The following is a 21,561-nucleotide window of genomic DNA, read 5'->3' as shown; positions in this document are numbered from 1 at the left end:
CATTAGAGGATCATAGAAAGTAATAAAATTTTATTTTAGATGGATAATGCTTTGTTTATGATGTTGGCGCTAATAAGCTTATAACAGCTGTACAGGCAGGGCGGATAGCGGGCCTGGGAGGCATTAACAGAGCATCACAGTACTGGTAAAGTGGTTTCACAGGCAGTGCACTCGGCAGTGCAGGCGGTGTGGTTAAAAATTCCGCAAAACGGTGAACTAACCAGTTATAAGGTTCAGTTTACAGTGAACAACAGTTGGTTACACTTTATCGACTAAATCTTAGTAACAATAAATGTTACTATTTCCCGGTTATTTCAGCTCCAAATAATAAAAAATTCCAATCCCTAACGACAGTGAGGACTCGTTCATGAAAAGACTCTTATCCTGGGTCTCCTGCATGTTCATGCTGGTGGCAAATGTTGCCTCGGCAGAAGATGTGGACTATCGGCTACCTGGCGCCGTTAAGCCAACTTTTCAACAAATTCATCTGAATATCGACCCCGATCAGCCTGACTACACCGGGGAAACGGTGATTGAGCTTAATATTACTGAGCCGGTAACCAAAGTCGGCTTTTATCAAATGGATATTCAGGTGACTAACGCTGAACTTCGCCAGGGTAACCGTATTTATCCGCTGCGTATTACCGAAGGCGATTACAACATCAACTGGGGCCACAGCTCTGCTACAGTACCGGTAGGTACTTATGAGCTGGCAATCAGTTTTGAAGGCAAGGTAAATACTTCTTCAGACGGTATGTACCTGTCGAGCTTCGAAGGCCGTAATTACATCTTTACGCAGTTTGAAGACATGCATGCCCGTAAGGCATTCCCGAGCTTTGATGAGCCGGCATTTAAAATTCCTTACCAAATGACCATCACTACGCCGGAAAAACAGGTTGTGGCGTCAAATACACCGGTTGAGAAGCGCACGGTAGAAGACGGTATGCAGACCGTTACCTTTATGAAAACCAAGCCTATGCCAACTTACCTTATCGCTTATACGGTAGGTCCGTTCGACAGTGTTGAAATGGAAGGCCTGTCAGTGCCTGGCAAGCTATATGTGCCTAAAGGTTACGCCGATAAAACCAAGTTTATTGTAAAGCACACACCAGAAATTCTTGAATCACTGGAGAACTTTTTCGGGATTGATTACCCGTACCGTAAGCTGGATTTTGTGGCGGTACCCAACTTTACCCACGGCGCCATGGAAAATGCCGGTCTGATCACTTATCGCGACAGCCTGTTATTGCTCGAAGACGAGCCGGGTCTGGCAGAACGATCCGCACCGTTAGAAGTGGTCGCCCACGAGCTCGCTCACCAATGGTACGGCAATCTGGTAACTATGGCCTGGTGGGATGACTTATGGCTGAACGAAGCTTTTGCCTCGTGGATGGCCAGCTATGTGATGATGGAACTTTATCCGGAACTGAACTTTAAGGATCGCATCATTCAGGAAGGCGCGTTTGGTGCCGATGCCAGCCCTACGGTTAAGCCGGTTAAAAAGGTTGTTCGCAGCCAGCCTGATGTAATGGACGGTCTGGGTCTTAACTACTCTAAAGGTGAATCAATCCTGCAAATGATTGAGTCACTGATTGGCACAGAAAACTTCCAGCAAGGCGTTCAGGCTTATATGAAAAAGCATGCCTGGGGCAATACACAGGCCGATGATTTATGGGCGGCACTGGATGAAGTATCAGACTTCAACCTGAGCAAAATGATGAAAGCCTACCTTGAACAACCGGGCTACCCGCTACTGGACATCGACAGCGACGGTACTATTGCACAAAAACGTTTCCATCTGGCTGGTGCCGACGTGAAAGAGCAAACCTGGGCGGTACCGCTGAACATCAGTTACAAAAAAGACGGCAAGATCCACCGTGAGATTGTTTTTGTCGATAAGCAGTCTACCCGTTTACCACAGCTTGCTGAAGCGGAGTGGGTTTTCCCTAACGATAATGCTACCGGCTATTTCCGCTGGAATATCCCGGCTGCGCAGATGGATAATCTGCTGGCTGATTTGGATGTGCTGAACAACCGGGAAAAGAAAAACGTACTGTATAACATGCAGGCACTGTTAAACGGTGGTGAAGCAGGCATCGACAGCGTAATGAAAGTACTGAACGCGATGGCCGCGGATGAAGATCCGGTGGTTATTCGTGCATCAGTAGGCACGCTGGCTGGCTTTTTGTATCTGGTCAATGACGACAACGAAGCGCAATTTGCCGAGCTGCTCAACGAAAAATACATGCCGCTGCTGGAGAAACTTACGCTGACTCAGTCGGATGATGATGATGAAAGTGTTATCAGACTGCGTACTCAGCTGTATAGCTTACTGGGCCGTCACAGTGACAATGAAGAGCTGATTAAGAAAAGCAAGGCGTTGGCTGAGCAGTATCTGGCCGATACCAGCAGTATGCCGAACGGAATTGCCAGAACCGCTCTGAGTGTAACAACCATGGGGCCGGATGCTGACCCTGCCTGGTTTGATCGCATTATGAAAGTATTTGCCGACAGCAAATTACCAAACGTGAAAAACACGCTGCTTTACTCCATGGGCTATGAAGATCCGGCAATGATCAACAAGCTGCTCGATCTGGCACTTACCGACAATGTAACGCCTGCCAATACCATTAGCATGCTGGGCAGCGTGAGACGTAACCTGGACGACCAAACGCCTTATTACGCCTGGTTGTCTGATAATGCCGAGGCAGTCCTTGAGAAAATGCCCGATTATCATGTATCACGCATGCCGGAATTTATCGCCACTACCTGTGATGCCGATAACCTGGCACTGGCCATTGAATTCTACGGTCTAATCAAAGACCAGCACGAAGGGATGGCACGTAGCTACGATATAATGATGGATGAGTCTAATCAGTGCCTGCGCCTGAAAGAAACCTATCAGAGCAAATTTGATGCGTTCCTGAACGGTCTGTAAACGCTCCGCCAGTGACCAAAAAGCCTCCGGATGGAGGCTTTTTTTGGCCTAACAAATCACCGCACCAGGCGGTGTTCTTTTTTGAGGTAAAAGGCTTTATTCTTCTGCCGGCATTTCCTGCATGATCAAACGGCCAACAATGCGTTTTACCATGGGGGCGACAACCATGATGGTAGGGAAGGCAATAGCGAACGTCATCGGCCATGAAACGAGCCAGCGTAACAGCAGATCATCGACCAGGCCGATATTGATAGTGGTGACGACCAGCGACATGATCCCTGACATAAAAAATGCCATAAACAGAGCGAAGACAACAGGGGCAAAGCGAGGGTGGATCATATTAATGGTTCCTGTAGTGATCGGGATTTGTAGAATTACTTACCTATTAAATGTAATGCGTTACAATAATGGTATAAATGCTTAATTTATTAATCTTAAATTACTAAAATGAAATCATCTCTCGACGATATAGCGCTTTTTGTGCAAGTGGTAAAGCACGGTAATCTGGCCGGCGCCGCGCGCTATGCCGGGTTGCCGCCGGCAACAGTGACGCGCAGATTACAAAAGCTGGAGCATGCCCTGGGTGTAAAGCTACTTCACCGGTCTGCGAGAAAGTGCGTGCTGACTCAGGATGGAGAAGCTTATTTTGATGCTTACGGGCAATTGGTTGAGCGTTTTGAGGCGGCCCGGCAGCAGTTCAGTGACGAATCACAAAAGTTGGAAGGGAAGCTAAAGGTGCTTGCGCCGGTGAATATTTCCCATGGCATATTAGGGCCGATGTGGACTGCCTTTACCCGGGAGTACCCTAAAATAGAACTTGAACTGCACCTGAGCAATCATCCCATGGACATGATAGAAACCCAGGCGGATCTGGCCATCCGCATCGGCAGACAGGATGATTCATCTTTGTATCAGCGTCGTCTGGGTCAGATTGAAAACGTGCTGGTAGCCAGCGAAGACTATATTGCCCGTTACGGCATGCCGGATACTCCCGCTGAGTTATCGGAGCATGAGTTAATTGGCCTGAGTATGCGCCCAAAATGGCAACTGCATAACGAAACTAACGGCCAGACATTTACCCTTTATCCTCGATGTCGGGCGCAGGTAAATGATCCATTAATGGTGAAGTATTTCGTTCGCGATGCCCAAGGCATAGCCCTGGCGCCGCTCACCGAAGTGAAAGATGAACTGGCCGGCGGTGAACTCATAAGAGTACTGCCGGAGTGGGGCGGAGAGGTCAGGGATATTTTTTTGCTCTGGCCGGGCGGTAAGCTGCTGAGTCAACGGGCAAAATGTTTAAGAGATTATGTTTACCAGTACGTTCAGCAGTACTTTTAAGTCGGCACGGAATAGTTATTTAGCCTGATCCGGGCTTTGCTCTACCGTGGGTAATTCCTCTTCGGTGAGATGCACCGGTTTGTCCACAAAGTAAAGCACCGTAAAGCCGAGCATGGCAGAGACCGCCGAACCGGCAAGAATGCCCACCCGTTCGTCAAAGATCTGATTGATACCGGTTTCCTGGAATGCCAGCCCGCCAATAAACAAACTCATGGTAAAGCCAACGCCACACAGCAGTGAACAGCCGTAAATATGCTTAAAGTTAAGATCAGACGGCAGAGACGCTAACCTGAGTTTGACAATCAGCCAGCAAAAGGCAAACACGCCCACTTGCTTACCTACCACCAGACCTAGGAATATTCCCCAGGTTACCGGGTGAAAAATGCCTTCGGGTGAAATATTACCGAAGTTAATCCCCGCGTTTGCAAAGGCGAAAATGGGGATAATGGCAAAGCTCACCGCGGAATTAAGCTCGTGTTCCAGGCGCACCACCGGTGAATTATCCGGGTTACGTTTTTCCCGCATAGGGATAAAGGCGGCCAGTAACACACCTGCCAGCGTGGCATGCACACCGGATTTTAACAGCGCCACCCATAACACCATGCCAACGATAATATAACCGGGTAAGTCCACTACGTTACGTTTGTTCATGATCCATAAAATCAGAAAACATACTGCGGCAATCATTAACGCCACTTCCGTAATATTCTCGGTGTAAAACAAAGCGATGATCACGATAGCGCCGATATCATCAATAATCGCGAGAGTCACCAGAAATACCTTGAGGCTGGCAGGCACCCGTTTGCCCAACAAGGCCATGACTCCCAGGGCGAAAGCAATATCGGTAGCTGCGGGAATAGCCCAGCCAGATATCGCCGCAGGATTACCCCAGTTGATACCAACATAAATCAGCGCCGGAATGATCATGCCTCCTATCGCACCGCTGGCAGGTAGAATAATATTTTTCGGATTGGCCAGTTCGCCCTCACACACTTCACGCTTGAGTTCCAGCCCGACATGGAAGAAAAACACGGCCATCAGACCATCGTTAATCCACAGCAATAAAGGTTTATCGATTCTGAAATCACCGGCGGCAATGATTACTGGCATGGAAACCAGCTTGTCGTAATAGATGTTGAGCGGGGTATTGGCTACCACTAACGCCAACGCAGTAGCGATCATCAGCAGAATGCCGGCTGAGGACTCACGCTTAAGAAAATTTTCTACTACTTCGGTAATTTCATTTATCTTTTCCACACATGCTCCTGCCTTGATAAATCAATTAGTTATTACGCTCCTCTGCTAAGGATAGTTTACTCCACCGGCGATGAAAGATTAAACATTAATCAAAGGTCTATAAAGCAAAGGACTGAAAGGGAACTGCTGCTATGCACAATAACAAACTCGTATCGCGAACACGACAGATTTACCTGGCGATTGTGTTGCTCGGTGTACTGCTGGCCGTTGGCGTATATGGACTGGCTGCCAGCGTGCATAATAAAGCGCGTCAATACATGGAAACCGATCTGGCTATTTTTAGCCAGGTGCAGCAAATAGGCATGTTACTTAGTGAGCAGGAACGCTTGCTGTATGAGTACTACGCCACCGAAGAGTCTTCTTTGTATGAAGAGGGGTACTTAGAAAACTTTAACCAGCTTAATAGTACCCTCAATGAAATGGACGGCGCCGGCCGCTTTACCGTAACTATAACTGACGTCTCTACCCATCTGAAGGCGGCTTCAGAGGTGGCGGCAGCTCTGCATACAAACCTGCTGTCACCGCAAACCCAATGGAATTTGTCGCGTTCTCAGCTTGAGCAAATTAGTCAGCATCGCCGGGCGGTGCTCCCCTTACTAAAAGAAATAGAAAAGGCCACCAACCGGTCGGTAAACAATGGCTATCTGTCTATCATTCAGCTACTGGAAATTATCGTATGGGTGGTGGCGTTACTTTCGTTAGGTATTGCGGCTATAAGCTTGTATCCGGGCCGCTACGCAGCCCGGTATATCAGCCTTAGTACCGAAAACGAGACGTTGGCACTGTTTCCGAAAAGAAACCCTAACCCGGTGATCAGAATTGATGCGAAAGGCAAACTTTTATATGCCAACCCGGCAGCGTTTTTATGCCATTCAGAGTCACTGGATAGCAGAACATCAAACCTTTGATTTGCATGTGCGGGATATTACTTAGCGTCACCGTGCTGAGCAGGCTTTGAAGCATCAGGCGTATCATCATCCGGTCACCGGCATAGGTAATCGCAGTTATCTTGAAAAAACCGCCAATGCGCTTCCATGTAACTTTTGGTGTCAGTGACTATCCGGTGCACAGTGTGGACTACAACACGCTGCTGCTACATACCAATATCGCAGTGGAAATCGCACTGAAAAATAATCAGGGAGTGCACTACTTTAATGCCGATGACGGTGCTTACCATCAGCGCAGGCTCACCATTACCCGCCGCCTTGAGCAGGCGTTAAAGCATAATGAACTGACCCTTTACTATCAACCCAAGCAACAGCTAAGCGATGGCAAGGTGCAAAGTTGCGAATGTCTGTTGCGTTGGATTGATAACGGCGAATTTATCTCGCCTGGCGAATTCATTCCCATCGCTGAACGCAGTGGCCTAATTCTGGTGCTTGGGGAATGGGTTCTTGACAGTGCGTTTAATCAGGCCAGAGCGTGGTATGAAGAAGGGCGTCAGGTACAAATAGCGATCAATATTTCTGCCCGCCAGTTTTTACAACCGGGTTTTGCTGAGTCGATAGCGCGTTGCTTGCGTGAATACGATATTCCGGCTTCGTTGATTGAGCTTGAGCTCACCGAAACCTCCATTATGGACAATCACCAGTTGGCCAGTGCGGTGCTGGTGGAGCTGCGAGCGCTGGGGGGGAGTTTGTCGATTGATGATTTTGGTACCGGTTATTCGTCGCTTGCTTACCTGAGTGCTTTTCCGGTGGACAAAGTGAAAATTGACCGCTCTTTCGTCAGTCAGATGGTGGACGCTCCCAAACAGCAGGCGATAGTGTTAACTATTTGTCAGCTGGCACATAACCTCGGCCTTAAAGTCATTGCTGAGGGCGTGGAAACCGATGTTCAGCGTGAGCTCCTGCATCAGTATGGCTGTGATTACCTGCAGGGCTATTTGTTTGCCCGGCCGGTACCGGCCAGTGAAGCGGTTAATCTGTTTAACTAAAAACGGCGCCTGCCGGCGCCGTTTGACTCTAGTACATCAATATTCCAGTGCTTCAGGCAGCATCGCTCACTTTCACGTCATCCTCTTTATCCCGGGCAAGGCCAAGATCAAAGTCGAATTCGTCAACGTTAACGACCTGTTTACGCAACTCGTCTGCTGCCGCGATTTGTTCGGCCTCGGCCTGGGTAATTACCTGCTCAGCCAGCGCTTTGTCGCGTAACTGGAAGATACTGCCTTTGCGCGGCAGGGTCTTAGCCTGTTGCGCGGCTTTGACTTTGGCTGCTAACGGCGCGAGAGCGTCGATGGCATCCATAGCCTGGTTGAGCACGGCAACGGCATCATCTTCGTTTTTACCTACATAACACATTGGGGTAATCGCATCGCGCAGAGATTTATCCTGACACAGGTTCAGCGCTAATTTAGTTTTCAGCGTGTCTTTAGGTGGATTGTAGGCACTGCCCCACGGGAAGATAAGACGCTTGATCAGCGCACCAATTACCGGATTAGCGATATGGCGGCAATACCCTTTAAGCGCTACCTCACAGTTATACAGAGACTTTTGAATCAGGTAGTCAACAATGTGCTGCTCTTTAGGGTTAGCGCCACGACTGTAGAAGTGTTTGAGTACCGCTGAAGAAAGATACAGTTCACTTAACACATCGCCTAAGCGGGCAGAGAGCATTTCACGTCGTTTGAGCTCACCACCAAGCATCAGCATGGCAATGTCAGAGCAAATAGCCAGTGCCTTACTCATACGTTGAATTTGCTGCGTGTGGCGCTTATTGGCATCGTCTTTGGGGGCAGAGGCGAAACGGGCGCCCGTTAAACCGTGACCAAGCGCTGCAAAGGCATTACCCAGCGCAAACTTAATGTGTTTGAACAGTAACGGTTCAAACTGTGCCAGACCGGTCTTAAAGTCCGGCTCGGCGGCTGCCACCATTTCGTCAAATACATAGGGATGACAGCGAGTCGCACCCTGGCCAAATATCATCAGGTTTCGGGTCAGGATATTAGCCCCTTCGACCGTGATAGAAACCGGCATGGCCATGTATAAAGAAGCCAGGTAGTTATTCGGACCCATCTGAATACCTTTACCACCACTAATGTCCATGGCGATGTTAATACTCTGACGAGCTGCTTCTGTCATATGGTATTTGGCGATAGCGGTAACCACGGCTGGCTTTTGGCCAAGATCAATAGCACCAGCGGTTAAATGACGCACCGCTTCGGCTTGATAAGCATTGGCAGCCAGTTGTGCCAACCCTTCCTGCACACCTTCAAACTCATACAGTGAACAGCCAAATTGCTGGCGAATGCTGGCATAAATTGCGGTGGTTTGCGCACTTAGCTGGGCGTTACCGGTAGATAAAGCTGGCAGTGAAATACCACGACCCGCCGACAGACATTCCATCAGCATGCGCCAGCCCTTGCCAGCATAATCTGCGCCGCCAATTATCCAGTCGATAGGAATAAATACATCCTTACCGCGGGTTGTTCCATTCATAAACGCCTGTTCAAGCGGTAAATGACGGTTGCCCACTTCTACACCCGGATGGCTGGTGGGAATAAGTGCACAGGTAATGCCAATGCTTTCCTTTTCACCCAACAGTTTATCCGGATCGTCGAGTTTAAACGCCAGGCCTAATACGGTGGCGACCGGGGCAAGGGTAATATAGCGCTTATCCCAATTAAGGCGGATCCCGAGGGTTTCTTTACCGTCGTACTCGCCCATAGTGACTACGCCTGTATCTGGAATGCCGCCCGCATCAGAGCCGGCTTCGGGCCCGGTTAATGCAAAGCAGGGAAGATCCGTACCGTCGGCCAGGCGCGGCAACCAGTAATCTTTTTGTTGCTGCGTGCCATAGTGGCTTAGCAATTCACCGGGGCCCAGAGAGTTAGGCACCATAACGGTAACGCCGGCACTTACCGAGCGGCTGGCAATTTTCGATACGATGGTCGAATTAGCCAGCGCAGAGAAGGCCTTACCGCCATACTCTTTAGGTATGATCATAGCGAAAAAGCCTTTTTCCCGCATATAGCGCCAGGCATCCTCGCTGAAGTCTTTGTCTTTGTGGATCACGTCGAAGTCGTCAATCATCCCCATCAGTTCATTGACTTCGTTATCTAAAAACGACTTTTCTTCGTCGGTTAACTGGGGCAATGACATGGAGTACAGGCGCTCCCAGTCGGGCTTACCGGAAAATAAATCGCCTTCTACCCATACCGAGCCGGCTTCCATGGCTTCGCGTTCGGTTTGACTTAGCGGTGGTAATACCTTCTTGAAAAGTTTAAATGCGGGGCCGGTGACCCACTGTTGACGCAATGATTTAACCTGAAACAGGACGAAAATCAGTGCCGCGACCATAATCCAAAAGAGCATAATGTATCCCCTGAGTTTATTTATGAGGCAAATCCCGATTTAAACACATGAATTAAACGGGCGTTTGAATTTTGCAAATTTAAACACTTGTTTTAATTGTCGTCAATCAACAAATTTGTCGGATCACACAAAAACGCAACGGGGTCAGATTGTCTCAACTACGCCACAACTTACTAATACATAATATAAAATGACTTAAACCGGTGGCTGGCAACAGGAAGGCGTAAGGACTTTTACAGCTCATCCGATGAGCTGAGTGTCATTCTCTGGCGGCAGAGAATGACGTGTGATGGTTCAACTGACTTTTGTATTCGTGAACGACTGCCAGAAAAGCGCTGAGTAGCGGTGAGTGATCGTCTTTGAGGTAAATACAACTTAGATCTACGGTGGCGTTATCCGGTAAACCGCCAAGGGGAATGTATTTAACCCCGGGCAATTGTAAGACACTGGCCGAGCTAGGGATTAAACAAAAGCCAAACCCTCTGGAGACCAACGCGATACTGGTGACGGCGTCAACAACCGTTTGGGTGATATTCATGGTCACACCGGCCTCCTGAAAGACCCTTGAAACCAGGTCGACAAAGTTGGGCCGTGCACCTTTGGGGAATACCACAATGGGCTCATTATCCAGCTCTTTAAGGTTGATGAGGGGTTTAGTGGCCAGCGGGTGATCATCGCGCACGGCCACCATCAGCTTATCCTGCAAAATCATGGTGGAATCGATATCCGGCAGGGGCGCAAGCAGGCGATTAAAGCCCACCGAAATGCGTTTTTGCCGCAGCGCTTCGATTTGCTCCGCCTTACTCATTTGATGCAAAACAATATTTACGCCTGGGTAGGCGGTTTTAAAACGCTTGAGAATATCCGGGATAGTGTTGAGGATCCCGGAGCCAAAAATGGCTACATCGAGACGCCCCAATTGCCCTTTGCCTGCACGTTTGGTGCGCTCTTTCGCCTGTTCAATAAGACTTAAGATATTGCGTGATTCATTGAGGAATAATAGCCCGGCTGAAGTCAGCTCTACGCCTTTAGCAGTGCGCTCAAACAGCTTTACCTGGAGTTCATCCTCGAGCTGTTGGATCTGCCTGGTAAGCGGTGGCTGAGAGATAAATAATCGTTTCGCAGCGCGACCAATATTACGCTCTTCAGCAACGGCAACAAAGTAACGGATTTGACGAATATCCATGGCAGACATTCCGGGTGAGTAAACTCAATAATACCTTAAAGGTATCAATTGGGGTCGTCAATAGTACTGGAAGGTAATTAACAGCAAATATACATTTCGTTCATAATGCGTGATTTATCAATATCCAACCTATTTGGTGCGACAGAGGTTCGCTGTTACACCAGGCTGTGAGGTGAGGTATGCGGGTCGCGCAACTCGGCATAGTGAAACATTCGAGGAGGAACGCTATGAATGAAGTGTGGGTGAAACAAAACAACAATAAGTTGCCTCGCAACGCACTCGCCGAAGCCGTTGCCCTGGCCTTTTAGCCTCAGCGCAATCCCAGGCTGCAACCATCGATACGGGCAATCGCGACCTGCGTGTTCGTTGGGATAATACCGTTAAGTACAGTGCGATGTTCCGCGTAGCACCTGCTGAAAACGACGTGGCAAATGGCTCTTTGGGGCCACAGGATAACACCAACGATGGTGATCTCAACTTCGATAAAGGGTTGGTCTCCAGTCGCCTGGATTTGTTTTCAGAGTTCGATCTGCGCTACAAGCGCCGTTACGGTATGCGTATCAGTGCTGCCACCTGGTATGACTCGGTTTATCACGAAAGTAATGATAACCCGGGTTATCTGGACGGCGCGCTGGTTAACACGCAATCGGTCCCGGCTGGTGAGTTTGCCGAAGACACTCAGGATTTGCATGGTCAGTATGGCGAAATCCTGGATGCTTTTGTGTACGGTGGATTTAACGTCGGCAAAAAGTCGATTAACCTTAAAGCCGGCCGTTTTGCTCAGCTTTACGGTGAGAGCCTGTTCTTTGGTTCTAACGCAGTGGCCGGTGCCATGACCAGTCTCGACCTGGCACGTGCATTGTCTGTACCGCAGTCTGAATTTAAAGAAGTCGCGCGTCCTACCGGTCAGTTTGCTGCCCAGTTGCAGGTTAACGCTAAGTTGACCCTTGCTGCGTACTATCAGTTTGAATGGCGCAAGTCGCGATTACCTGCAGCGGGCAGCTATTTTTCATTTACCGATTTTGTTGATAAAGGTGGTGAAACGATCATCCTTGACCCTGGCCAGATTGTCCATCGCAGTGAAGACATTGTTGCCGACGACTCAGGTCAGTTTGGTTTCCAGGCCCGTTATAAAATTAACGATTACGAAGTGGGTTTCTACGCCGCCCAGTTCCACGACAAAATGCCGCAGTTTTACGTGCGTCCGGGGATTAACGTGCAGGAGGGCGGTATTGGCGATTACGCCCAGGTGTTCGCCGAAGACATCAAAGTGTATGGCCTGAGTGTGAGTACCCTGGTCGGCGAAACCAACGTGGCGGCGGAAATGTCAGTACGTCAGGATATGTCACTGGTGGCCACCGGTAATACGGTTATTCTGCCGGGTGATATGGTATCTGATGGCGGCGATAACTCGGCTTTCCCTCGTGGTGATACGTTCCACTTTAACGCTTCAATGATCACCATTTTAAATGAAAACAGCCTGTGGGATGCGGCCACTTTTATTGGTGAGTTTGCGTTTAATCGCCGGTTGAATATTTCAGACAATGCCGATCAACTCGATCCGCTGGCTACCAAAGACGCCAGTGCCATTCAGTTTATCTTCACGCCGGATTACTTCCAGGTAATGCCGGGTCTGGATATGCAGGTGCCAATTGGCTTTGGATTTGGCATTGCTGGCCGTTCATCGGTTAATGGCGTGTTATTTCCTTCAGAGCACGGCGGTAACGTGAGTGTAGGCTTAAAAGGCGACTACAACCGTATGTGGCGCTTTTCCATGACTTACAACAAGTATCTGGGCGATGCCGGATCGGTGATCCAGTATGACGCACCGGTACCCACGCTTTCTTATGAGAATTTCCACGGCGATCGTGACTTCATCTCGTTGTCAGTACAACGCACCTTCTAACGATCGAGGACAGGAGAATTATTATGTTTAATCAAATTCGTAACGCAATCACATTAGCCGTCACTCTGGCTGTTGTTCCAACCACCTTTGCGGCAGGCACCGATGTCAGTAAGCTCGGCACAGAACTTACCCCACTGGGTGGCACCATGGCAGGCAATGCCGATGGTTCTATTCCGGCCTGGACTGGCGGACTGACTGAAAAAGTGGCAGGCGATTATGCCGGTGACATTCCGCTGGAACTGTTTAAAGACGAGAAGCCTTTGTACCGGGTTGATGCCAGCAATTATCAGCAATATGCCGAGCAACTCACTGACGGTACCATCGAACTGCTGAAAAAATACCCGGAGACGTTTTATATCGATGTCTATCCTACCCACCGCACAGCAGCAGCCCCAGAGCATGTATACGATGCCGTTAAGGCCAATGTGAAAAATTGTACGCTGGCCGAACAAGGGTACAGCCTGGAAGGGTGTATTGGTGGCATCCCGTTCCCCATGCCGGAAAACGGTAATGAGGTAATGTGGAACTTCCTGCTACGTGTGGAAGCGCCTTCAATAGAATATACCTTTAAAAACATTGTGGGTAATGCCGATGGTTCGCACACGCTGGCAACCCGCAACGAAATTTCATTCCAGTACCCGCCTTACTACGAAGATGCTGAAGCCGATGACTGGAACGGGGAATACTCCATGTTTCGTTTCAACACCATGGAACCACCTTTTAAAGCCGGTGAGTCACTGGTTATCCGCGATAGCATTGATGCCGACAGTCCGCGTAAAGCGTGGCAGTACCTGTTAGGTCAGCGTCGTGTGCGTCGAGCCCCCACCGTAGCCTATGATACACCGGACTTTGTTGCCTCCGGTGCTAACTACTTCGACGAAGTACAGGGCTTGTTGGGTCACATTGACCGCTACAGCTGGACGCTGAAAGGCAAAAAGGAAATGCTGGTGCCTTACAACAATAATGGCTTTATTGCGTCTGATGCGGATGAGGCTATTGCTGAGTTTCATTTAAACCCTGAACACGTTCGCTGGGAAAAACACCGCGTTTGGGAAGTGGAAGCGCAGATAGGCGAAGGTAAACGTCATGCGGTGCCAACCCGTACCTATTACATCGATGAAGACTCTTGGGTGATCCTGCTGATGGACGGCTATGATGCTGAAGGCAACCTGTGGAGAACCACGCAGGTTACACCGTTTGTACTGCCGTCTGTTCCCGCAGTACTGGTCAAAACGGCCACGGTTTTCAACCTGCAGGCAAAAACCATGAGTGTGATTCAGTCTCTCAATGGTGAGCGCTTCTTTGTGGTGGATACTAAGCCAGAGACGTTCTTTACCGGTGATGCTGTAGCGGCTGACGCCGTACGCTAACCACCTTGCTTTAAAGCACAGGCCCGCGTCAGCGGGCCATTCCTGTGATGTAACAGAGATAGTTATCATGAAACGAATGAACGTAGATGGCTTGTTCGGCTTTGCATTGCCCTCAATCTTCTTCACTTTTCTACTGCTGTGCGCACCGCTTCACGCCTCAGCTGAGAACGAAGCCGAATCTACACTTGTGGATGTGCTGGATGCCCCCGCCAAACAAAATAAAACCAGTGTAAATACACTGCAACTAGGCCTCGCAAGGGCTGGTAGCAAACTGGTGTCTGTAGGCGAACGCGGCGTTATCCTGCTATCCGAAGATGAGGGAAATAGCTGGACTCAGGCGAAATCAGTGCCGGTGTCAGTTACCCTTACTGCGGTAACCTTCAGCGACCCGTTAAACGGCTGGGCAGCCGGTCATAGCGGCGTCATTTTGGTGACGACTGATGGTGGTAACACCTGGCAGGTGCAACTGGATGGTTATCAGGCCGCACAACTTGCCATGGCTGAAGCCGAATCGCTGGTAGCAGCCGGTGATGAACGCGGCGAGCGCGCTAAACGTAATGCAGGGTATCTGATTAAGGAAGGAGCGGATAAGCCTATTCTGGATATCTTCTTTGCTAATCAGTTTGATGGCTGGGCAATCGGTGCTTATGGCCTGGCTTATGCCACCAATGACGGTGGTGATAATTGGTATTCGATAATTGCCCGGCTACCAAACCCTGCCGGCAAACACCTGTACAAGGTGGTTCGCTCCAATGACGAACTGATTATCTTAGGTGAACAGGCGGCGGTATTTACCTCTGCAGATGATGGCGACACTTTCACGAAGCTCGACACGCCTTACTACGGCAGCTTTTTTGATGGTCTGCTGCTTGATGACGGCACCCGCCTGTTGTATGGCCTGCGCGGTAACGTATGGCGTCAGAGTAAAGGTAAAGGTCGCTGGAAACGGGTGAAACTGGGGTCCGAAGTCACGCTGACCAGTGGTTTGGTTGGCTCTGACGGTCAGATTATGCTGGCGGACCAAAGCGGACAACTGTTTATCAGTGCCGACTCGGCAAAAAATTTCAGCCTGATGGGCCAGGCACCCTTTGGTGGTATCACCGATATTATTCAATCGCAAAGCGGCTATGCCGTTGCAACCGCGCGCGGTTCGCATCCGGTTAGTGACGACAATCTGGTGAGTAGGGGAGCGCGATAATGACTAAACATACACAGGGCGAAACCCTAATTCGTCATCTCGAAGACTTCGATACCAGTTCCGGACGCGTTCTGGAACGGGCCATTTTTAATTTCAGGCCAATCATTATTTTGTTATGCATGGTAGTGACCGGGATTTTGGGCTATCAGTCAACGCAACTTACCTTAAGTGCTGCGTTTCAAAAAATGATCCCCAGCAATCATCCGTATATTCTTAACTTTCTGGATAACCGCAAACAACTATCGGATACCAGTAATGCTTTACGGATAGCCGTGCACAATACTGAAGGCAGCATTTTTGATGCCCAGTACCTGGAAACACTGCGCGAATTAAATGACGAATTGTTCCTGATGCCTGGGGTGGAGCGGCCGTTTATGAAGTCGTTGTGGACGCCCTCGGTACGCTGGACCGGCGTAACCGAAGAAGGACTCGATGGTGGGCCGGTTATTCCGGATGACTATGACGGTTCCCAGGCATCCCTGGATCAGGTACGGTTAAATGTCGAGCGTTCTGGTGAGGTGGGGCAACTGGTTTCTGGCAACTATGCTTCCAGTATTATTCTGGTGCCTTTGCGGGAAATGGATCACGAAGGCAACCAACTGGATTACCATGCGTTCTCGGCAAAGCTTGAAGAGCTCAGAGCGAAATATCAGAAAGACGGTATTGAGATACATATCACCGGCTTTGCCAAGGTGGTGGGCGATTTAATCGACGGGCTAAAACAGGTACTGGTGTTTTTTGCGATCACTATTGGTATTGCCACCGTGGTGTTGTTTATTTACACCCGTTGTATTCGCAGTACGTTGCTGGTGGTGAGTTGTTCGCTGATTGCCGTGGTCTGGTTATTGGGTTTATTACCGACTCTTGGCTATGAGCTGGATCCGTATTCGATACTGGTACCTTTTCTGGTGTTCGCCATTGGCATGAGTCATGGCGCGCAAAAGATGAACGGTATTATGCAGGATATCGGTCGCGGAATTCATAAGTTACTGGCGGCTCGTTATACCTTCCGTCGCCTGTTCCTGGCTGGCATTACTGCGCTTATTTCTGATGCCGTTGGTTTTGCCGTACTGATGGTCATTGATATTCCGGTCATCCAGGACCTGGCTGTCACTGCCAGTATCGGTGTCGCCGTACTCATTTTCAGCAACCTGATTTTGCTACCGGTGCTACTGTCTTACACCGGGGTTGCCCAGTCTGCCGCAAAACGCAGCATCCATGCAGAGTTAAGGGATGAAGCGGACGTTTCACACAGCAAGCATCCGCTGTGGGCATTCCTGGATCTGTTTACCCGGAAGAAGTACGCCACTGTAACTGTTATCGGGGCGATAATTCTAGGCGTCGGTGGCAGTATGATCAGCGCCAATGTAAAAATCGGTGATACCGATCAGGGTGCGCCGGAGTTGCGTCCGGACTCTCGCTATAACCTTGATAATGCCTTTATGACTGCAAACTATACTACCAGTTCGGACGTGTATGTGGTGATGGTTAAGACAGAGCAGTACGCCTGTGCCCATTATGATACGCTGATGGCGGTGGATGCTTTGGAGCAGGAATTACGGCAACTTTCGGGAGTGGTGACTACGTCTTCACTTGCCGGTCTGGCCAAGGTGGCTAATGCCGGAATGAACGAAGGTAATCTCAAGTGGTACGGCATTCCCCGTTCTCAGGGCATGCTCAATGCCATTATTACCCGGGCACCACGAGAGATGTTTAATCAGAACTGTGACCTGCTGACCATTTTCGCTTATCTGGAGGATCACAAGTCTGACACTCTCAATGAAGTGGTGCAGACCGTGGAAGCCTTTGCCAAACAATACAATACTGAAAAATTCCAGTTCTTAAATGCTGCAGGTAATTCAGGGATTGAGGCGGCTACCAATATCGTGGTGGAAAAGGCTAATACACAAATGCTGCTGTATGTTTACAGTGCCGTGATCATTCTTGCCTTTATTACCTTCCGCTCCTGGCGCGCGGTGGTGTGTGCCATTCTGCCACTGATGCTGACTTCTATTTTATGTCAGGCTTTAATGGTGTGGTTAAACATCGGCGTGAAAGTGGCAACGTTGCCGGTTATCGCCCTGGGTGTAGGGATTGGTGTGGATTACGCGTTGTATATTCTCACTGTAATGAAGTCCCGTTTGCAGGATGGTAAGTCGCTTTCAGACGCTTACTACGACGCACTATTGTTTACCGGCAAAGTGGTGGTTCTGACCGGTATTACCCTGGGCATTGCCGTAGCGACCTGGGTGTTCTCACCGATTAAATTTCAGGCTGACATGGGGATCCTGCTAGCCTTTATGTTTATCTGGAACATGTTAGGGGCACTGATACTGTTGCCAGCGCTGGCAAGGTTTTTAATGCCAGGAGCAGCCAGGCAGAGAAGTGCTTAAACATAAATTGCGGTAATGGTAAGTATTTTGCTTAATTGAAATTACGTTGTAATTAAAGTGTTAACACTTTTGGAATTAAAGGGGTATGATGGGCCAGAGATGGCCCCATACCCCCTGTTGTTGGACAGTAGTATGATTGCAGATCAACAAATAGCGCAGGAAGAAAAAGAAGTAGTCGATCGTTTCGACCTTCGCTCTAAACTCCGTTTTAACCAGGAAACAGGGAAGATCTGGCTGGGCGAAAGCCGTTTGTTGTTATTTCATGCCAAAGCGCTGATGGAAATGCGCACCAAGTTATTTGATTACCTTGACGCAGAGTCCGCCAAGCGGATGCTCATCCGTATTGGTTTTGTTGCTGGCGAGCAGGATGCCGACCTGGCCCACAAGCTGGCAGATAACAAAAATAACTACGATGTGTTTCGCATTGGGCCTGAGCTGCATGCCTTTGAAGGGCACGTGCGCTCGCACATCACCGAAGCTGAAATCGACTGGGAAACCGGGCGGTTTTTTGGCGAAGTCATCGTTGAGAACTCCTGGGAAGCCGAAGCGCATTTGCAGTCGCTGGGCTTATCTGAAGAAGCTGCCTGCTGGACTATAGTGGGATATGCGTCAGGCTATACCAGCCGCTTTTTCCGCCGTTTTATTGTGTTTAAAGAAATTGAATGCATGTGTAAGGGCGATCATCACTGCAAGATTGTAGGCAAACCCGCAGACTGCTGGGATGATGAGAACTATATTGAATTATTTCGTGACGATCCGCTCAGCCCGTCATTACGGGAAATCGAAAAAGAACTTAGCCAGCTGCGTGGTAAGCGTCAGGTAAAATATGATACCGATGGCCTGGTGGGCGCCTCGCCCGAATTTACCAGTGCCCTGAACTTGCTGAAGCGAGCGGCGGATTCGCCAATTAACGTGCTGTTGCTTGGCGAGACTGGCGTGGGTAAAGAGGTCTTTGCCCGTTGGTTACATGAGCACAGCAGTCGCAGCGAAAAGCCTTTTATTGCCGTCAACTGCGGGGCAATTCCCCATGAATTGATTGAAGCGGAACTCTTTGGGGTGAAAAAAGGGGCCTATACTGGCGCTCAGGAATCCCGCCCAGGGCGCTTTGAGCGCGCCGATGGCGGTACCTTGTTTTTGGATGAGTTAGGTGATTTGCCTTTATCGGCGCAGGTTAAACTCCTGCGGGTATTACAAACCGGTGAAGTAGAACGACTCGGCGATGATGAGGTGCGTAGGGTGAATGTGCGTTTGGTTGCCGCGACCAATGTTGACCTTCAACAAGCCATTAAAGACAGTCAGTTCCGGGCCGATCTGTATTACCGTATTGCCACCTACCCGGTCAACATTCCGCCTTTAAGAGAACGACGGGGAGACATTCTTATCCTTTGCAACGCCATGATAGAGCGCTTTTCTGCCAGCTACCAAAAGCGCCTGACAGGATTGTCAGGCCAGTCAATGCAGGTGCTGACACGCTATGAATGGCCGGGCAATGTGCGCGAGCTGGAAAACGTGATTGAACGCGGTGTACTGCTGGCAACGGATGGCGGCTTAATTGAGTTGGAGCATTTGTTTGTCAGCCCGCCGGATTTAGAGGATACCCAGGAACGTATTAGTGAAGTTGATGAGCAAGGGCTGGTTAAGCCGCTCAGTGCAATACCGGAAATGGATACCCAGTTTTACGATAAGCTGCTTGAGCAAGGCGAGTTTGATTTAGCCAGCCACGAACAGCAACTGTTCGAGGCCGCCGTAAGAAAAGCGAAAGGTAACCTGACTCATGCGGCGCAATATCTTGGCGTTACCCGCCGGCAGTTGGCTTACCGGGTCAACGAAAAACCGCGCTGAAGCCAGATTAAAACAGTCCCAACCCCACCGGGCGGGTTTGATCATTTGATCAGCTCGTTTCGGTGTTCCCTTCCTGATTTAATTAAATGGTTAACTGCCGGCAACGGTTTTTATTCACTCATTTTATTTTTAATCCTAACCACCTGCTTCAGTAGGTAGTGATCATTTAAGATAGGTTTTTGCCTGTATTGCTAGCGGTTAACAAAGGAAATTGTTTATACCGTTTTGTTGGAGTCGCCGACGACATAGTTGGGAATATAGCAACAAACCTCTCCGTGATTCATTTCAGTCTCGCTATCCGTAGCATTCCTCATACTGAGACATGCCAATGGCATTCTGGTTATTCGTCACCCCGCATTACCAACCTTACAAAATTGTAAGGGCACAACATCAAACTAACAAATGCGTTATGCAAACGTTAATTAAAATCGCTAAAAATTTACATGAAATATATAAATATCAATTAAAACAATAAGATAAAATGTTGGCATGATACCTGTATTAAGTTAATGGATTGTTGCGCTCAAGGGCGCTTAGAAGCTCATAGTGGAGAACAGATTATGGCGATGACAGGTGTATTACGTCCAGGACATGTAGCTGTACGGGTATTAGATTTGGATGAAGCGGTTAAGTTTTACAGTGATGTAATGGGACTCGTTGAAACCGGTCGTGATGACATGGGACGGGTTTATTTCAAGTGCTGGGATGAGCAGGACCACAACAGTTATATCATTCGTGAGGCCGAGCAGGCAGGTGTTGATTTCGTAGGCTTCAAAGTACTCGATACTGCCACCCTCGATAAGCTTGAGAAAGATTTGAACGCTTACGGTGTAGAAACCCGCCGTCTTGAAGCCGGTGATTTACTTGAAACCGGTGAGCGGGTCCGCTTCACGCTGCCATCCGGCCACGAATTTGAGCTTTACGCAGAGAAAACCAAAGTGGGCAACGGTATGGGCCTGATTAACCCGGCCCCCTGGTACACCCAGAGTGAGCACGGTATTGCGCCGGTACGCCTGGACCACATGCTGTTGTACGGGCCAGACATCGCTAAAGTGAAGGCCATTTTTGAAGATGTTTTGGGTTTCTTCCTGGTTGAGCGTGTACTGGCTGAAGATAACGAGTCAGAAGCGGCTATCTGGCTGTCCTGCTCGCACAAAGTTCACGATATAGCCTTTGTTGAATATCCGGAGCCTGGCAAGCTGCATCACACTTCATTTCTGATGGAAAGCTGGGAACGTGTGCTGCGTGCTGGTGACATTATGTCGATGAACAAAGTGGCCGTGGACATTGGCCCCACGCGTCACGGCATCACTCGTGGTTGTACCATTTATGCCTGGGATCCTTCCGGTAACCGTTTTGAAACGTTTATGGGCGGTTATCACCCTTACCCTGATTACGAAACCATTACCTGGACCTGGGATAACTTCGCGCAGGGGCTCGATTACCCGCAGCGTAAGCTGCACGAGAGCTTCCTGACGATAGTGAGCTAACGGCAAACCTGGAAGGACAAATCATGAACGACAGTATTGCGGCCCCGAAAGAGCAGTTCGACACCTCGTTACATTACGTGCGTGTGACAGGCAAACGAGACGACGGATTTGTGGAGTTTGAGTTTAGTGTAGGCCAGCCGGAGGTGGCACTGGAAATGGTGCTTAAACAGCAGGACTTTGAAAAGTTTTGTGAAGAACAAAAGGTGACATTCCTCGATGAGGAAGCGGCTCCCTCCGACGATGAAGAAAAGAATGCATTCCAGTGGAGTCTCCACGACGCTACCCACCACTTTCGTGACGAGTAGATAGGCAAGTTTAGAGGAAAGA

The 21,561-nt window shown here is 49.3% G+C and carries 14 protein-coding genes and 2 pseudogenes; 12 read left to right on the top strand and 4 right to left on the bottom strand.

Annotation, left to right across the window (positions count from 1 at the left end):
• Positions 1-397: 397 nt before the first annotated feature.
• On the top strand, positions 398-2,938 hold the full coding sequence (locus AC566Q_RS18630; protein ID WP_499617552.1) for a M1 family metallopeptidase: 2,541 nt from the start codon (positions 398-400) through the stop codon (positions 2,936-2,938).
• A 96-nt stretch (positions 2,939-3,034) separates the two neighbouring features.
• On the opposite strand, the gene AC566Q_RS18625 is transcribed toward AC566Q_RS18630, so the two are convergent.
• Positions 3,035-3,277 carry a DUF2798 domain-containing protein gene (locus tag AC566Q_RS18625; RefSeq protein WP_499609299.1) on the bottom strand — a complete coding sequence of 81 codons (243 nt, stop codon included), beginning with the start codon at positions 3,275-3,277 and terminating at the stop codon, positions 3,035-3,037.
• Between the two features lie 108 nt (positions 3,278-3,385).
• Here AC566Q_RS18625 and AC566Q_RS18620 point away from each other — a divergent pair, with 108 nt between their 5' ends.
• Complete coding sequence (locus AC566Q_RS18620) at positions 3,386-4,276, top strand: LysR family transcriptional regulator (protein WP_499609296.1); 891 nt, start codon at positions 3,386-3,388, stop codon at positions 4,274-4,276.
• Positions 4,277-4,291: 15 nt separating this feature from the next.
• On the opposite strand, the gene nhaA is transcribed toward AC566Q_RS18620, so the two are convergent.
• The gene (nhaA, locus tag AC566Q_RS18615; protein WP_499609293.1) at positions 4,292-5,533 is read right to left on the bottom strand and encodes a Na+/H+ antiporter NhaA; all 1,242 of its coding nucleotides are present in this window, start codon (positions 5,531-5,533) and stop codon (positions 4,292-4,294) included.
• A 131-nt stretch (positions 5,534-5,664) separates the two neighbouring features.
• On the opposite strand from nhaA, the gene AC566Q_RS18610 reads away from it, so the two are divergent.
• Together AC566Q_RS18610 and AC566Q_RS18605 are read left to right on the top strand one after the other, a co-directional pair.
• On the top strand, positions 5,665-6,441 hold the full coding sequence (locus AC566Q_RS18610) for a hypothetical protein (RefSeq protein ID WP_499609290.1): 777 nt from the start codon (positions 5,665-5,667) through the stop codon (positions 6,439-6,441).
• Positions 6,442-6,542: 101 nt separating this feature from the next.
• Positions 6,543-7,469: a putative bifunctional diguanylate cyclase/phosphodiesterase gene (locus AC566Q_RS18605; RefSeq protein WP_499609287.1), complete on the top strand. Its 927-nt coding sequence runs from the start codon at positions 6,543-6,545 to the stop codon at positions 7,467-7,469.
• Between the two features lie 52 nt (positions 7,470-7,521).
• On the opposite strand, the gene AC566Q_RS18600 is transcribed toward AC566Q_RS18605, so the two are convergent.
• The gene (locus AC566Q_RS18600) at positions 7,522-9,849 is read right to left on the bottom strand and encodes an acyl-CoA dehydrogenase (protein ID WP_499609285.1); all 2,328 of its coding nucleotides are present in this window, start codon (positions 9,847-9,849) and stop codon (positions 7,522-7,524) included.
• A 259-nt stretch (positions 9,850-10,108) separates the two neighbouring features.
• A complete protein-coding gene (locus AC566Q_RS18595; protein ID WP_499609282.1) occupies positions 10,109-11,035 on the bottom strand; it encodes a LysR family transcriptional regulator in 927 nt (308 codons plus the stop codon).
• A gap of 313 nt (positions 11,036-11,348) precedes the next feature.
• On the opposite strand from AC566Q_RS18595, the pseudogene AC566Q_RS18590 reads away from it, so the two are divergent.
• From AC566Q_RS18590 to AC566Q_RS18555, 8 genes and pseudogenes are all read left to right on the top strand, one after another.
• A pseudogene (locus tag AC566Q_RS18590) lies at positions 11,349-12,941 on the top strand (DUF1302 domain-containing protein); the annotation flags it as partial.
• A 23-nt stretch (positions 12,942-12,964) separates the two neighbouring features.
• Positions 12,965-14,311 carry a DUF1329 domain-containing protein gene (locus AC566Q_RS18585; RefSeq protein ID WP_499609278.1) on the top strand — a complete coding sequence of 449 codons (1,347 nt, stop codon included), beginning with the start codon at positions 12,965-12,967 and terminating at the stop codon, positions 14,309-14,311.
• Between the two features lie 67 nt (positions 14,312-14,378).
• Positions 14,379-15,509, top strand: coding sequence for a WD40/YVTN/BNR-like repeat-containing protein (locus tag AC566Q_RS18580; RefSeq protein ID WP_296049446.1), 1,131 nt, complete (start codon positions 14,379-14,381; stop codon positions 15,507-15,509).
• Positions 15,509-16,705, top strand: a pseudogene (locus AC566Q_RS18575) (efflux RND transporter permease subunit); the annotation flags it as partial. The gene AC566Q_RS18580 and the pseudogene AC566Q_RS18575, both read left to right, overlap by 1 nt.
• A gap of 477 nt (positions 16,706-17,182) precedes the next feature.
• Positions 17,183-17,902, top strand: coding sequence for an MMPL family transporter (locus tag AC566Q_RS18570; protein WP_499617550.1), 720 nt, complete (start codon positions 17,183-17,185; stop codon positions 17,900-17,902).
• Positions 17,903-18,034: 132 nt separating this feature from the next.
• Positions 18,035-19,744: a sigma-54-dependent Fis family transcriptional regulator gene (locus tag AC566Q_RS18565; RefSeq protein ID WP_105936027.1), complete on the top strand. Its 1,710-nt coding sequence runs from the start codon at positions 18,035-18,037 to the stop codon at positions 19,742-19,744.
• Positions 19,745-20,304: 560 nt separating this feature from the next.
• Positions 20,305-21,234, top strand: a complete 930-nt coding sequence (locus AC566Q_RS18560; RefSeq protein ID WP_105935986.1) for a catechol 2,3-dioxygenase — start codon at positions 20,305-20,307, stop codon at positions 21,232-21,234.
• A gap of 23 nt (positions 21,235-21,257) precedes the next feature.
• The gene (locus tag AC566Q_RS18555) at positions 21,258-21,539 is read left to right on the top strand and encodes a phenol hydroxylase subunit (RefSeq protein ID WP_105935987.1); all 282 of its coding nucleotides are present in this window, start codon (positions 21,258-21,260) and stop codon (positions 21,537-21,539) included.
• Positions 21,540-21,561: the final 22 nt, after the last annotated feature.

This window comes from Alteromonas sp. H02 (assembly GCF_059682525.1).
The sequence above is the reverse complement of the archived record's forward strand: the minus strand, read 5'-3'. Positions and strand labels throughout refer to the sequence as shown.